At 70.7% G+C, this 13,785-nt stretch carries 13 protein-coding genes and 1 tRNA gene; 6 read left to right on the top strand and 8 right to left on the bottom strand.

Going from position 1 to position 13,785, the window contains the following annotated elements:
- Positions 1-103 precede the first annotated feature (103 nt).
- From OG858_RS18295 to OG858_RS18305, 3 genes are all read right to left on the bottom strand, one after another.
- Positions 104-964, bottom strand: a complete 861-nt coding sequence (locus OG858_RS18295; protein WP_086748934.1) for a MurR/RpiR family transcriptional regulator — start codon at positions 962-964, stop codon at positions 104-106.
- Positions 961-2,565 (bottom strand): aromatic amino acid ammonia-lyase, encoded by a 1,605-nt coding sequence (locus tag OG858_RS18300; protein ID WP_319262434.1) that lies wholly within the window; start codon positions 2,563-2,565, stop codon positions 961-963. The genes OG858_RS18295 and OG858_RS18300 overlap by 4 nt, the downstream gene beginning before the upstream one ends.
- 259 nt (positions 2,566-2,824) lie before the next feature.
- The gene (locus OG858_RS18305) at positions 2,825-2,992 is read right to left on the bottom strand and encodes a hypothetical protein (RefSeq protein WP_179201391.1); all 168 of its coding nucleotides are present in this window, start codon (positions 2,990-2,992) and stop codon (positions 2,825-2,827) included.
- Between the two features lie 274 nt (positions 2,993-3,266).
- Between OG858_RS18305 and OG858_RS18310 the strand changes: the two genes are divergently transcribed.
- Positions 3,267-3,713: a hypothetical protein gene (locus OG858_RS18310; protein WP_319067909.1), complete on the top strand. Its 447-nt coding sequence runs from the start codon at positions 3,267-3,269 to the stop codon at positions 3,711-3,713.
- Between the two features lie 474 nt (positions 3,714-4,187).
- Here OG858_RS18310 and OG858_RS18315 read toward each other — a convergent pair whose 3' ends face one another.
- A complete protein-coding gene (locus tag OG858_RS18315; protein ID WP_037692954.1) occupies positions 4,188-5,582 on the bottom strand; it encodes a cystathionine beta-synthase in 1,395 nt (464 codons plus the stop codon).
- A 156-nt stretch (positions 5,583-5,738) separates the two neighbouring features.
- On the opposite strand from OG858_RS18315, the gene OG858_RS18320 reads away from it, so the two are divergent.
- The 3 genes from OG858_RS18320 to OG858_RS18330 all read left to right on the top strand — a co-directional run bounded on the left by OG858_RS18320 (position 5,739) and on the right by OG858_RS18330 (position 9,709).
- Positions 5,739-6,830 (top strand): SGNH/GDSL hydrolase family protein, encoded by a 1,092-nt coding sequence (locus OG858_RS18320; protein ID WP_179201371.1) that lies wholly within the window; start codon positions 5,739-5,741, stop codon positions 6,828-6,830.
- A 583-nt stretch (positions 6,831-7,413) separates the two neighbouring features.
- A complete protein-coding gene (locus OG858_RS18325) occupies positions 7,414-8,631 on the top strand; it encodes an acetyl-CoA C-acetyltransferase (protein ID WP_319067906.1) in 1,218 nt (405 codons plus the stop codon).
- A 295-nt stretch (positions 8,632-8,926) separates the two neighbouring features.
- Positions 8,927-9,709 carry a hypothetical protein gene (locus OG858_RS18330; protein WP_328545322.1) on the top strand — a complete coding sequence of 261 codons (783 nt, stop codon included), beginning with the start codon at positions 8,927-8,929 and terminating at the stop codon, positions 9,707-9,709.
- A 186-nt stretch (positions 9,710-9,895) separates the two neighbouring features.
- Here OG858_RS18330 and OG858_RS18335 read toward each other — a convergent pair whose 3' ends face one another.
- Positions 9,896-10,207: a hypothetical protein gene (locus OG858_RS18335; RefSeq protein ID WP_179201418.1), complete on the bottom strand. Its 312-nt coding sequence runs from the start codon at positions 10,205-10,207 to the stop codon at positions 9,896-9,898.
- 103 nt (positions 10,208-10,310) lie between these two features.
- Between OG858_RS18335 and OG858_RS18340 the strand changes: the two genes are divergently transcribed.
- Complete coding sequence (locus OG858_RS18340) at positions 10,311-10,541, top strand: DUF4287 domain-containing protein (RefSeq protein ID WP_033524870.1); 231 nt, start codon at positions 10,311-10,313, stop codon at positions 10,539-10,541.
- A gap of 81 nt (positions 10,542-10,622) precedes the next feature.
- Here the strand turns inward: OG858_RS18340 and OG858_RS18345 are convergent, their stop codons facing one another.
- From OG858_RS18345 to OG858_RS18355, 3 genes are all read right to left on the bottom strand, one after another.
- Positions 10,623-11,504, bottom strand: a complete 882-nt coding sequence (locus tag OG858_RS18345; protein WP_086753213.1) for a Bax inhibitor-1/YccA family protein — start codon at positions 11,502-11,504, stop codon at positions 10,623-10,625.
- Positions 11,505-11,713: 209 nt separating this feature from the next.
- Entirely contained in the window at positions 11,714-12,238 is a 525-nt protein-coding gene (locus OG858_RS18350; RefSeq protein ID WP_143677518.1) for a hypothetical protein, read from the bottom strand.
- A 131-nt stretch (positions 12,239-12,369) separates the two neighbouring features.
- Positions 12,370-12,452 (bottom strand) — tRNA-Leu (locus OG858_RS18355).
- Between the two features lie 522 nt (positions 12,453-12,974).
- Here OG858_RS18355 and OG858_RS18360 point away from each other — a divergent pair.
- The gene (locus OG858_RS18360) at positions 12,975-13,745 is read left to right on the top strand and encodes an ABC transporter ATP-binding protein (RefSeq protein WP_037692942.1); all 771 of its coding nucleotides are present in this window, start codon (positions 12,975-12,977) and stop codon (positions 13,743-13,745) included.
- Positions 13,746-13,785 lie beyond the last annotated feature (40 nt).

The following is a 13,785-nucleotide window of genomic DNA, read 5'->3' on the forward strand; positions in this document are numbered from 1 at the left end:
CTCCCCGCCTCCCGTGATCCCCAGGTGTACGACAGTCGCGGGCACGATAACCAGCGAACGTGAAACGCGCCTGAGAATCGGGAACCCCACCCGGCCGGAAGGGCTACTCCACGAACAGGCTCCGCTGCGCGGCCTTCGCGTCGAACTCCTCCAGGCGGGCCTGGGCCTGGGGCAGGTCGTCGCACATGGCCTCCAGGAGCACCCGGCCCAGCAGCATCGGGGCGCAGGCGGTGTCGAAGGCCAGCCCGGTGCCGACGGCTGCGGGCAGCAGCAGGTCGGAGACCTTGGCGACGGGCGCGAACGCGGAGTCGGCGACGGTGACGACGAAGAGCCCCGCCTCCTTGGCGTACGCCAGGGTCTCGACGACCTCGCGCGGATGCCGGGGCAGCGCGAAGCAGAGCAGGGCGGTCGCGCCCGCCCGTACGGCCGCGTCGACGCGGTCGTGGAGCATGCTGCCGCCCTCGTGCAGCAGCCGTACGTCGGGGTGGACCTTGGCGGCGAAGTAGGCGAAGCCGTACGCCTGGGAGGCCGCGGCCCGCAGTCCGAGCACCGGCAGCGGGCGGGAGGCGGCCAGCAGTCGCCCGGCCCGCGCCACCGGGCCGGGGTCGGCGAGCACCTCGGCCAGATGCCGCAGGTTCTCGATCTCGGCCTCGACGGCCTGCTGGTACTCGTTGTACGCGGTGGTGTCCGGGGCCGGCTCGGCGGGCGCGACGTCCCGCAGATGCCGGCGCAGTGCCGGGTAGCCGTCGAAGCCCAGCGCCACCGCGAAGCGCGTCACGGACGGCTGGCTGACCCCGGCCAGCTCGGCCAGCTCCACGCTCGACAGGAACGGCACGTCGGCCGCCCGCCGCACCATGCTGTGGGCGATGCGCCGCTGCGTGGGCGTCAGCCGGTGCCCCTCGAAGAGCGCCTGCAGCCGCGCGGCGGGACTGTCCGTCACGCCCGTGCCCTTGTCCGCGCTCATGACGCGCTCCCCCTTGGCGGGTCCGTCCGGACGTCCGTCCAGATCTCGGTGAACCGATCGAGCAGTACGGCCGCCGCGTTCACGTCCGCCGTCAGCGGCCGGTCGGCCGGGTCCGCGTCGAGCACGGTCTCGGCCAGTTCCAGCGCCCGCCCGACGGGCAGTTCCGGATCCGGCCGCAGGTCCCGCTGACGCAGGGCCCGCACGGCGGCGACGAGTTCGCAGCCGACGACGAGCCGGTACGCGCCGCATGCGCGCAGCGTCTGCCGTGCGGCGAGCGAGGCGAAGCTGGCCTGTTCCTCGACGCCCCGGGAGAGTACAGCGTGGCCGAGCGACGCGGGTGCGGAGAAGGCCCGCAGGTCACCGAGGGCGGCCCCGGCGGCGTACTCCAGGATCATCACGCCCGACGAGGCGGGCTCGTGGTCGGCGAGGAAGGGGCGCAGCCGGGTGTACGCGGGTTCGTTGAGCGAGGAGAGCCGGGACGTCGACAGCCGGGCCACCTGTGTCACGGCGAGTCTGAAATGGTCCAGGGCGAGGGCTAGTTGTGCCTGGTAGAAGCCGCCGTGGTGGTAGGCGGCCAGGTCCTCGGGGCAGATCAGCGGATTCTCCGCCGCAGCGTTGATCTCGACTTCCAGGACGCCCTGCAGCGCGTCCGCCGCGTCCAGCGCGGGCCCGTGGATCTGCGGCAGGCACCGGAAGCCGTACGGGTCCTGGATCCGGCCCAGCGGCGGCGTGGGCCGGTCGGCCGCCCCGATCAGCTCCCGCATCCGCCGCGCCACTTCGCTCGACCCCCGGTGGGCACGTGCGAGGTGCACGGGCGCCGCGTACGCCTCGTGCGAGCCGTCCACGGCGAGCAGTGACAGCGCGGCGACGACCTGGGTGGCAGCGATCAGCCCGCGCAACTCGTGGAGCGCGAGCGCGGCCTGTCCGAGGGTGAGCGCGTTGCTGCTGATCAGTGCGAGGGCGTCGTTGTTGTCGAGCGGCTGCGCCTCGGGGACACCGGAGCCGGACCCGAACCGCGCCCCGGCCGCCCCTCCCGTTCCCGGCCCCCGCCAGGGGTGCTCCCCCGCCAGCGCCAGCCCCATCTGGGCCAGCGCCGCGATGTCGCCCGTCCCGACCGACCCGAACTCGTTCACCACGGGGTACGCGCCGCTCTCCAGCGCCTCGCAGAGCGCCGTGACCACGCTCGGCCGGAGTCCGGCGCCGCCCGCGAGCAGTTGGTTGGCGCGTACGGCGAGCATGGCCCGTACCTGCCGGGCGGGCAGCTCCTCCCCGATGGCCCCGGCGTGGCTGCGCAGCAGCCGCAGACCGTGCTCGGCGGCGGCCTCGGTGGGCACGTCCTCGCTGCGGTTGGCGCCGACGCCGGTGGAGCGGCCGTACACGCGTCCGGTCGCCGCGATCTGCCGGGCCGCGTCCCAGGACTCCTCGACCCGCCGCATCGCCTCGCTGCCGGGCACGGGCCGCGCGATCCCGTCTGCCAGCCGTACGACATCGGCGACACCGACGGCACGCCCGTCGAGGACGACGAGACCGGCCGGAACGGCCGGAACGGCCGCCACGGCGACCGCGGGGGCGTCCGACGCGCCCACGATCCGAGAGGACATCACCCGCAGCCTCCAGCCCCGAGCCGATACACCGAATATTCAGACACCGAGAACTCTGCATGAGCCTATACAGGCCAGGCAAGAGACGCCGATGGAGCGGTCGCTGGAAATGCTTCCTCAACGGGTGTCCGTCCGCCGCCGCTGTGCGAGAAGCAGTGGTTGGTCCGGCTGATGCTCGGTTCAGCGGTGTCAGCCGACGCTCAGCCGATCGGTCTCAACTGACGCTCAGCCGATCGGTCTCAACTGACGCTCAGCGGTCTCAGAGGATGTCCATGACGGTGAAATGCCGCCGATACCGCATGCCCTCCCCAGTGCCGCGCAGCACCCAGAAGGCGTCCAGGTCCCGCTTCTTCCCGTCCAGGAAGCCGGGGGCGCCGAACACCACGTCCAGGTGCTTGTCACCGTCGGTGTCGAGGAGCGGGCCCACGACGGCGATGCGGTTGCGGGTCGGCCCCGGCCCGCGGCCGGGGTGTCGCTCCCGGGGACGCCGGGGCCTTCGAGGTTCACCGCCCGGACGGCCTCGGCCTTCGCCGCGAGGCGATCGGGGACCAGCCAGACCACACCGTTGCTGTCGTTGCCGACGGGGAAACGGGCAGGGCGGTCGACGCGGAAACCGACGGGCAGCGTGCGGGAGAACCAGCGCGCCAACAGGGGGGCTAACCCCAGTGTCAAGCGACCCCAGGCTCCCTACCGTGAACGGCATGACCGGTATGGATGCCCGTGACGCACAGCTCGGGGACCCCGAGCTGAAGAAGGAACTCGCCGCCACCCTGCACGCCCGCAGAGAGCTGGGCGAGGACTACGAGTCCGCGCTCGTCGACTCGTTCCTGGAGAAGGTCGACCAGCGCATCGACGGCGCGGTGGACCGCCGGGTCAGGCGTCAGGTCGCCGAGCAGCAGATGGTGGTGGCCCGTGGCAGCCGTTCCCCCAAGTCCACCGACACCTGGGGCGAACGCTACGGCTTCGGCGTCGTCTCCCTCGTCGTCGCCATCCCCCTCTCCGGCATCGGCGGCGCCGTGGCCGAACTCCCCGGCCTCTTCGTCACCTGGGCGGGCATCGTGGGCGTGAACATGGCCTGGGCCCTGCGCGGTTCCTCGGCCCTGCGCCGACGCGGGGGCAAGAGCGGGGACTCGGACTGGGAAGCGTGACTCGTCCTTCAGCGACGAGCACCGCAGCCATGGATCGAGGAACCACGACGGCGACCGGCCACGCCCGCGAGAGCGGCGGCGGTTCAGCCGCGTAGGAGTGCTATGCGCGGGGACCGCCGCACCCCCGTGTGACGGGGGGCGGGACGACGGCGGTCCCCGCGAGGGACGCGGGCCGGGTCAGGACCGGGCTTACGCGTCCTTGGCGTCCATGGAGGTCCGGGAGCCGCTCCGGAGGTCCTTGGCGCCGTTTCGGTCGTCGGCCGGGGCGGGGAGCCGCTCCCGCCCTGCCGACACCCACTAATCTGCCGGACCCGTGTTAAGCGAGTGCTGCGAGGACGTGACGCGCTCGTACCACTTTTGCGAAGTCAAACGCGCGCCCCAGGCAAACTTTCGACGCGGAGAGCCCTTTGCAGGTATTTCGTCCCCCTGACCGGCGCTCCTGCCGCATCCGGTGCTCCTACCGCATCCGGTCCTCTACTGCTTCACCCCGCCCTTGGCGAGGAACGCGAGCAGGTCCTGCCGGCTGACGACACCCTTCGGTTTGCCCTCGACCAGCACGATCGCCGCGTCCGCCGTACCGAGCACGGACATCAGGTCGCCGACGGGCTCACCGGAGCCGACCTGCGGCAGCGGCGACGACATGTGCTTCTCCAGCGGATCGTCGAGCGAGGCTCGCTGGGTGAACAGGGCGTCCAGCAGCTCCCGTTCGACGACGGACCCGACCACCTCGGCGGCCATGACGTCCGGGTGCCCGGCGCCCGGCTTCACGATCGGCATCTGCGAGACGCCGTACTCCCGCAGCACCTCGATCGCCTGACCGACCGTCTCGTCCGGGTGCATGTGGACGAGGGAGGGGATGGCGCCGTGCTCCTTGTCGTTGAGGACGTCGGCGACGCGCGCGCTCGGCCCCTCGTCCTCCAGGAAGCCGTAGTCGGCCATCCACTCGTCGTTGAAGATCTTGCTGAGGTAGCCGCGCCCGCTGTCGGGCAGCAGGACGACGACCACGTCGTCCGGGCCGAGCCGCTCGGCGACCCTCAGCGCGGCGACGACGGCCATGCCGCAGGAGCCGCCCACGAGCAGGCCCTCCTCCTTGGCGAGGCGCCGGGTCATCTGGAAGGAGTCCTTGTCGGACACGGCGACGATCTCGTCGGCGACGGTCCGGTCGTAGGCGGTCGGCCAGAAGTCCTCACCGACGCCCTCGACAAGGTACGGCCGCCCGGAGCCGCCGGAGTACACGGACCCCTCGGGGTCGGCGCCGACGACCTGGACCCGGCCGTCACTGGCGTCCTTCAGGTAGCGGCCGGTGCCGGAAATGGTCCCGCCGGTCCCCACGCCCGCCACGAAGTGCGTGATCCGCCCGTCCGTCTGCTCCCACAGCTCAGGGCCGGTCGAGTGGTAGTGGGAGAGCGGGTTGTGGGGGTTGGAGTACTGGTCGGGCTTCCAGGCACCGGGCGTCTCGCGGACCAGCCGGTCGGAGACGTTGTAGTACGAGTCGGGGTGCTCGGGGTCGACGGCGGTCGGGCAGACGACGACCTCGGCCCCGTAGGCCCGGAGCACGTTGATCTTGTCGGTGCTCACCTTGTCGGGGCACACGAAGATGCACTTGTACCCCTTCTGCTGGGCCACGATGGCGAGCCCCACCCCCGTGTTTCCACTGGTGGGCTCGACGATCGTGCCGCCGGGCTGCAGTTCACCGCTCTTCTCCGCCGCCTCGATCATGCGCAGCGCGATGCGGTCCTTCACGGAACCGCCGGGATTGAAGTACTCGACCTTGGCAAGGACGGTCGCCCGAATGCCCTCGGTCACGCTGTTGAGCCTCAGCAGCGGGGTGTTGCCGACGAGGCTGATCATCGAGTCGTGGAATTGCACCGTTGTCTCCGGAGCTGCAAAAAGGGATGTCGTATTGTTCCGCCAGCCTAAGCCCCGCTCTCACTCTTCTCCTCCCTGTTCACCCGTCGTCGGGATTGGCCGAGGGCAGGTACGGGGCAAGGAGTGGGTACGGGAACGAGGAGGTGGCGGCGACGTATGACGAGCATGTCGAGAGCACGGGTGGCCCGCCGCATCGCGGCGGGCGCGGCGTACGGCGGGGGCGGCATCGGGCTGCTGGGCGCCGCTGCCGTGGGTGTGCTGCTGGCCGAGGTACGGATGGCCAAGCGGGTCGTGGGCAACGGGCACAGCCCGCACCCGCCGAGCGCGGAGGGTGTGTACGGTCACACGCACGGCAGCCGGTACGGCCGCGCGTACGGCTACGGCTCGTACGGCAGTTCGTACGACGCCCCTGACGATCCCCCGCTCCGCCTCATCATGCTCGGCGACTCCACCGCCGCCGGCCAGGGCGTCCACCGGTCCCGGCAGACCCCGGGCGCGCTGATCGCCTCGGGGCTGGCGGCCGTCGCGGAGCGCCCGGTGCTGCTGCGCAACGTCGCGCTGCCGGGCGCCCAGTCGGACGACCTCGACCGGCAGGTCGCGCTGGTCCTGGAGGATCCGGACCAGGTCCCCGACGTGTGCGTGATCATGATCGGGGCGAACGACGTGACGCACCGGATGCCCCCGACCCGCTCGGTCCGTCACCTCTCGGCGGCCGTGCGGCGGCTGCGGACCGCAGGGGCCGAGGTGGTGGTGGGCACCTGCCCCGACCTCGGCACCATCGAGCTGGTGCAGCAACCGTTGCGCTGGCTCGCCCGCCGCGCCTCCCGTCAACTGGCGGCCGCCCAGACGATCGGAACCGTCGAACAGGGCGGCCGCACCGTGTCGCTGGGCGACCTCCTCGGCCCCGAGTTCGAACAGAACCCCCGCGAGCTGTTCGGCCCTGACAACTACCACCCCTCCGCGGAGGGATACGCGACCGCGGCGATGGCGCTCCTGCCGACGGTCTGCGCTGCGCTCGGCCTCTGGCCGGAGGAGGAGCGGCCGGATGTCAGCCGCCGCGAGGGTTTCCTGCCGGTGGCCCGTGCGGCCGCCGAGGCCGCGTCCGAGGCCGGCACCGAGGTGACGGCCGCGATGCCTACGGGGCCGCGTGGGCCCTGGGCCCTGCTCAAGCGGCGGCGCAGGCGGCGGGTGCCCGTGTCGGACCCGGCCCCGAACGCCGCGGCGGAGGCACAGCCGGGCGCCCAGTAGCTCGGGGTGCCTGTGCGTTGGCGAGTGCGGCTCCGGTGGGGCTTCTCGCGCAGTTCCCCGCGCCCCAAAAAAGACCAGGCCCTGCGGGCCTGGAAGACGACGGACCGGTGTACCCGAAAGACGACGGACCGATGGGCTTGAAAAGCGACGGACCGGTAGACCTGAAAGACCACAGGCCCGTGTACCCGGAAGACGACGGACCGGTGGACCTGGAAGACGACGGACCGATGGGCTTGAAAAGCGACGGACCGGTAGACCTGAAAGACCACAGGCCCGTGTGCCTGGAAGGCGACAGACCAGCGGGCCGACCGGCCGAGAAGGCGACAGACCGGCGGGCCGACCGGCCGAGAAGGAAGGGGCGCAGTCCCTGCTTTCAGGGGCGCGGGGAACTGCGCGACAAGCCCCCACCCACCCGCACCCGCCCTATCACAGCGCGCCCCGAACCACTGGGCGCCCCAAACCAAAAAGCAAGCGCTTAGAAAAGTGCGGTCGGAGTCACACCCGTCCAGCCGTGACCGAGCCCATACGTACGGGTAACTTCCCCCACAGCCCTGCTTTCCGTTCGCATGCCAATGGAGCCGTGATGCCCGAAGCCGTGATCGTCTCAGCCGCCCGCTCCCCCATCGGCCGCGCTTTCAAGGGCTCGCTGAAGGACCTGCGCCCCGACGACCTGACCGCCACGATCGTCGCGGCCGCCCTCGCGAAGGTCCCGGAGCTGGACCCGAAGGACATCGACGACCTGATGCTCGGCTGTGGCCTGCCCGGCGGCGAGCAGGGCCACAACCTGGGCCGTATCGTCGCCGTACAGCTGGGCATGGACCACCTGCCGGGCTGCACGGTCACCCGTTACTGTTCCTCCTCGCTCCAGACGTCCCGCATGGCTCTGCACGCCATCAAGGCCGGCGAGGGCGACGTCTTCATCTCGGCGGGCGTGGAGGTCGTCAGCAGCACCGCGCGCGGCACGAGCGACATCCCCACCGCCCGCAACCCCCTGTTCGCCGAGGCCCAGGCCCGCACGGAAACCGTCTCCAAGTCGGTGGGCGCCTCCTGGCACGACCCGCGCGAGGACGGCCTGCTCCCCGACCCGTACATCGCGATGGGGCAGACCGCCGAGAACCTGGCCCGCCAGTGGGGCGTGACCCGCGAGGACATGGACGAGTTCGGCGTCCGCTCGCAGAACCTCGCCGAGGAAGCCATCAAGAAGGGCTTCTGGGAGCGCGAGATCACCCCGGTGACCCTGCCCGACGGCACGGTCGTCAGCAAGGACGACGGCCCGCGCGCGGGTGTCACCCTGGAGGCCGTGCAGGGCCTGAAGCCGGTCTTCCGCGAGGACGGCCTGGTCACCGCCGGCAACTGCTGCCCGCTCAACGACGGCGCCGCCGCCCTCGTGATCATGTCGGACACGAAGGCCCGCGAACTGGGTCTGACCCCGCTCGCCCGGATCGTCTCGACGGGTGTCTCCGGACTCTCCCCCGAGATCATGGGCTACGGCCCGGTGGAGGCGTCGAAGCAGGCCCTGTCCCGCGCCGGTCTCACCGTCGACGACATCGACCTGTTCGAGATCAACGAGGCCTTCGCCGCCCAGGTGATCCCCTCCTACCGCGACCTGGACATCCCGCTGGACAAGCTGAACGTGAACGGCGGCGCGATCGCCGTCGGACACCCCTTCGGTATGACCGGCGCCCGCATCACCGGCACGCTCATCAATTCCCTCCAGTTCCACGACAAGCAGTTCGGTCTGGAGACGATGTGCGTCGGCGGCGGCCAGGGCATGGCGATGGTCATCGAGCGCCTCAGCTGAGCGACCGCACACGCGCGGAGCCGTAACCGTTCGGATGCGCACCGCGATGCTGTGGCCCGGAGTCCCCCTTCCTGGGGGACTCCGGGCCATTTTGTGATCCAATCTCCCCCAGGATGTGACCTATCTCCCTCCGGAGAGGGATTTACGCAGGTCAGAGTCGTTTCACCACCAAACATCGGGACCAGATTCCTGCCCGTTTCGTGACGTTACGCACTGACAGCTGGTTAGTCCGCCCTTCAAGCTGATGTAGGAAGTCGGGGGTCGACTTTGAACCGGGAGTACGTCAGTGAGCGCTATGCCGATCGCCTTGCTGCTCACCACGGCCGCCACCGCCGCCGTGGGCGTCGCCGTCCTGCGCACCCTCACGGGGCTGCGCCGAGAGGTAGCTGCCTTGCGCACCGAGCTGGCCGCGAGCCGGGCCACCGGGGTGCGCGCCCCGGTACCGGCGGCGCGTCCGGCCGCCGACACGGAGGAGATACGCGCCGCCGTCGCCGAGGCGCTCGCCGAGGAGCGGGAGCGCGAGCTGGCCGAGGCGCGGGCGTTCTGGGCCGCCCAGGAGTCCCGTGACGTCTCCGACGCGCCCTCCCTGCTGGGTCTGCCCGACGGTGACCTGTTCCTGCCCCGGCAGTCCGATTTCGCGGGTCTGGAGCACCTGGAGCCGGTGATCGAGCCGAGCCTCGAGGGCGACGACTACGTCGGGGAGTCCGCCGAGCTGGCCGCGGCCCGCCGTCGGCACCCCTCGCACCCCGATTTCGTGCCGGTGCAGTCTCCTGTCACCAACGACCACGAGCGCACGGTCGCCTGCCTGGAGGACCTCGCCGCGTCCCGCACCGAGCTGGCCGACGTCCGACCGGGGCCCCTCGGCACCCTCGACGTCTACGTCTTCGCCGACGGCACCACGCTCTGCATGACCCCCGGCCACCGCGAAACCGCCGAACGCCTCGCCGTGGCCCTCCAGGCCGGTGACACCCCTGTCCTGCTGGGCGGCTCGGGCATCTCGGGCGCGTACGCCCTCACGTTCGAGTGCGGTGACGACATGGTCTACATCCTGGCGGACCGGGTGATCGCGTCGCTGTGAGGGCGATGCCGATGCCGCAGGGTCGCTTCAGGACGCCATAGCAGTACTTCCGGCGGGCGCCTTCTCGCCGCCGAGAGCGGCCGCGCCCTTCAGAGGCGCGGGAAGGCGCGACCAGCCCCCGTACACCCGCAGCCGCCCGCCCACCAGCTCCTCCGGGCTCCTGGGCGCTGCCGCCAGGCGCTCACCTCACACCCCGGCCCGCCGCTGAGCCTCCTCCACCAGCCCCACGGCCTCCGCCAGCGCCCCCTCGTCACCCAGAACCAGCGCGAGATCGTTCCCGGCGACCATGACCTGATCGGCCGCCGCGAACATCCCCACATCCGGCATCTCGCGAAGAGGCCCCTCGGGTGCCTCCAACCGCTGGGCTCGCAGTGCCATCTCCCTGGCCAGCCCCAGCGCCTCCGCGGCGGCGCCCCGCTGCAGCCGGCTCTGCGGTGCGGCCCGCAACCGGTCGGCGAAATGTTCCACGGCACGGGTCAGCGGCGTCGTATCAAGCACGCCGCGAGAGTACGCGCCCCGACCGGACTGTTGCCAACAGGCCGCCACTCAGGCAACGTGACCTGAAGGACCGGCTTACATTCCCTTTCGTCCGGAGGCGCCGATGTCCCAAGTCTTCTCTGAGGAGACCCATCGCAACCTGCTCGCCCGCATCCCCCATTGCACCGGTCGTGAAGTCTCCGACTGGATCCGCAAAGTCGACGAAGGCCCCGCTCTCTTCAATTTCGAGGAGAAGGTCAGCTGGCTCCGGCACGAGTACGACCTCGCGTACGGCCACGCCAAAGCGATCATTCACGAGTACGACCTGAGGAGGGCCGCGCGGAAGCTCCGCTGAAGCCGCCGAGAACCTACGAAGGGCCCCCGAACCTCACGGTTCGGGGGCCCTTCACAGCGGTACGGGGTCAGCCCCGTGTTCCTAGTCGTCGCCGCTGAAGATGGCGACCAGACGGAGCATCTCGACGTAGATCCACACGAGGGTCATGGTCAGGCCGAACGCGGCCAGCCATGCCTCGTCGCGCGGGGCGCCGTAGGCGATGCCGTCCTCGATCTGCTTGAAGTCGAGGGTCAGGAAGAACGCGCCGAGGAGGATCGCGAGGATCCCGACGATCGCGCCGAGCGGGCCCATGCTGCGCAGTCCGCCGTCCGGGGCGAGCCCGAAGACGACGAGGAGCAGGTTGACCGCCATGACGAGGATGAAGGCGATCGCGATGGTCATACCGATGCGGGCGTACCGCGCGGTGACCCGGATCCAGCCCGCCTTGTAGACCAGGAGGGTGGCACCGGAGACAGCCATGGTGCCGAGCACCGCCTGGAAGGGCGCGCCGCTCCACTGCGAGTTGAACATCTCGCTGAGCACGCCGAGGAAGACACCCTCGAAGGCTGCGTACGTCAGGATCAGCGCGGGCGAGGCCTTGCGCTTGAAGGACTGCACCATCGCCAGGACGAACGCGATGAGCGCGGCACCGATGGCCAGGCCGTAGCTCGTGGGCGACACCGGCAGGAGGGCCCAGGCGAGGATCGCGCCGACGACGACCGTGCCGAGCGTCATGGCCGAGCGCATGACGACGTCGTCCATGGTCATGGCGCCCGTGCGGGCCGGGGCCTGCGGCGGGACACCGTGCTGTACGTCCTGCTGGGCGTACGGGTTCGTCGCGTACGGGTTGCCGGCCTGCTGGGCGTAGGGGCTGCCCTGGGTGCCGACAGCTGCTCCCCCGGCCTGCGGCGCGGTGTTGAAGCCCGCGTGGCCGTTGTCGCGGCTGAACCCCCGTCGCGAGAAGACCGGGTTGCTGCTCCTCATTTCACTCCTCCATGGCCACCCTGCGTGGCCTTGGCTCAAGAGTAATAGGTAGGCAAAGGATTGACTCTACTGCTTGGGGAGGATCTTTCCCTTGCCTTGTCATCGAACACGCTACGCGTCTCCGTGATTCCCCGTCCCACACCCCCCAACCCATGACCAACCCGGTACAAGCCCGCGATCGTCCAGAGATCAACCACCACCCCGCCCCGTCAGCCGACCCGTTTCCACGGCTTGCACCCACTGGTACCGAAGGCCCTGTCACCCTCTTCGACGGTGACGGTGTCCTGCCCCGAGCCGCCATTGGCGGCGATGATGTCCTCCGCGTCCCGCCCGGTGCCGCTCAGCCGCTGCCAGGAGCAGTGGGTGACAACCCCGCCCTGCGGTCCGTCGCTCCGGTACGTACCGGGCTCGATGTCCTCACCGACGATGAACGTGCCGTCTCCGGGGATCTCGTCGGCCGTGGGCTTCTTCGCGGCCCCGGCAGGCGTTCCGCTCGGAGTCGCCGCCGCCTCGGGCATGGCCGTGGCCGTCTCCGTCGCGGTGATCGTCGCCGCGGGCCGGGTGGTGTCGCCGCCCTTCGAGTCGTCTCCGGCTGCGAGAGCGATCCCGCCGCCGATCGCGAGGCCGAGCAGGACCGCGACTCCGTGAGTCAGAAGGCTGCGCCAAGGCGACACGGACCGGATGGGCGGCGTGGTGGGCGAGGAAGTCCGCTGCGGCCCTCGGGAGTCACTCAAGGGACCTCCCGGGGGACCCGAAGGAGTGCCTGGGGTCATGGAGACAGCGTGCGCCCGGGGAGTGCGGGGCGCACGCCGCCCCGGGGCGGTACGTGAGGGTGTGGGAGGAAATGTTCAGGTTTGGTCGGAGGTGCCCGGAACCGGACTTGAACCGGTACGCCCGCGAGGGGCAGCGAGGTTTAAGCTCGCCGTGTCTGCATTCCACCATCCGGGCAGGCCATGGGCTCCGCGCTGAGCTTCCGCGCCTATCGGGACGCTTCCCCCGAACAGTCGGCGAGCGGACCGATGTTGTCTTATTTTATTGACGTCTGAGGGTGCATCAGCCCACGGAACACGCCATCCGCACTTGCCAACAGCCTTGTGGACGGCACGACCGGGCGTATGCGGAATGACGGAATTTCACCGCCCGAACGAGCGCTCCGCCGAGAACACACGCGGTGACGCGCCGACTCGCGTCGGTCATGGCGGCCCGGCGCGTCGGTCATGGCGGCCCGCACCCCCGGTCGGAGCCCGCCGTCATCCCCAGGTATGACGCGCCGCCCTTCCGTCCGTCAGAAGTCTGCCCCCGGAACCAGGACAACGGCTGACTACACGGCGCCCCTCGGTCGGGACGATGGAGACCTCCACGAAACGAACGGCCACCGGCCTGCCCGCGGCACGCCGCGGTACGCCCCGGCGCGCCCCTGCCGTTTCCCGAACACCCCAATCGCCGTCGCCCCGCAAGGAGTTCCCACCCGTGACCACCACTCCTCTCGCCGACCGGGCCACCACCGTGGCCGCCCGCGCCACGGAACTGTCGAAGGTCTACGGACAGGGCGAGACCCGGGTGGTCGCGCTGGACCAGGTCTCCATCGACTTCCGGCAGGCCCAGTTCACCGCGATCATGGGCCCCTCGGGTTCCGGCAAGTCCACGCTCATGCACTGCGTGGCGGGACTGGACACCTTCTCGGCCGGCTCCGTCCGGATCGGCGAGACCGAGCTGGGCTCGCTGAAGGACAAGCAGCTCACCAAGCTCCGCCGGGACAAGATCGGCTTCATCTTCCAGGCGTTCAACCTGCTGCCGACGCTCACGGCACTGGAGAACATCACCCTCCCGATGGACATCGCGGGCCGCAAGCCGGACAAGCAGTGGCTGGACACCGTGATCCGGATGGTGGGCCTCGCCGACCGGTTGAGTCACCGGCCCGCCCAGCTCTCCGGCGGCCAGCAGCAGCGCGTGGCCGTGGCGCGGGCGCTCGCCTCCCGGCCGGACATCATCTTCGGTGACGAGCCGACCGGAAACCTCGACTCCCGGGCCGGCGCCGAGGTGCTGGGCTTCCTGCGCAACTCCGTACGGGAGTTGGGGCAGACCGTGGTGATGGTGACGCACGACCCGGTGGCCGCGGCGTACGCGGACCGGGTCGTCTTCCTCGCCGACGGACGCCTCGTGGACGAGATCCACGAGCCGACGGCGGACTCCGTCCTGGACCGCATGAAGAGGTTCGACACCAAGGGCCGTACGAGCTAGGGGGGTTCGGGGAATCGGCCCGGCAGACAGCGCCCGGCGC

Source organism: Streptomyces europaeiscabiei, from assembly GCF_036346855.1.
Taxonomy (GTDB): domain Bacteria; phylum Actinomycetota; class Actinomycetes; order Streptomycetales; family Streptomycetaceae; genus Streptomyces; species Streptomyces europaeiscabiei.

Bases quoted from the DNA above. Each gene is read 5' to 3' on its own strand.
- OG858_RS18295 (WP_086748934.1), bottom strand. From the start codon at position 964: ATGAGCGCGGACAAGGGCACGGGCGTGACGGACAGTCCCGCCGCGCGG.
- OG858_RS18300 (WP_319262434.1), bottom strand. From the start codon at position 2,565: ATGTCCTCTCGGATCGTGGGCGCGTCGGACGCCCCCGCGGTCGCCGTG.
- OG858_RS18310 (WP_319067909.1), top strand. From the start codon at position 3,267: ATGACCGGTATGGATGCCCGTGACGCACAGCTCGGGGACCCCGAGCTG.
- OG858_RS18320 (WP_179201371.1), top strand. From the start codon at position 5,739: ATGACGAGCATGTCGAGAGCACGGGTGGCCCGCCGCATCGCGGCGGGC.
- OG858_RS18325 (WP_319067906.1), top strand. From the start codon at position 7,414: ATGCCCGAAGCCGTGATCGTCTCAGCCGCCCGCTCCCCCATCGGCCGC.
- OG858_RS18330 (WP_328545322.1), top strand. From the start codon at position 8,927: ATGCCGATCGCCTTGCTGCTCACCACGGCCGCCACCGCCGCCGTGGGC.
- OG858_RS18340 (WP_033524870.1), top strand. From the start codon at position 10,311: ATGTCCCAAGTCTTCTCTGAGGAGACCCATCGCAACCTGCTCGCCCGC.
- OG858_RS18345 (WP_086753213.1), bottom strand. From the start codon at position 11,504: ATGAGGAGCAGCAACCCGGTCTTCTCGCGACGGGGGTTCAGCCGCGAC.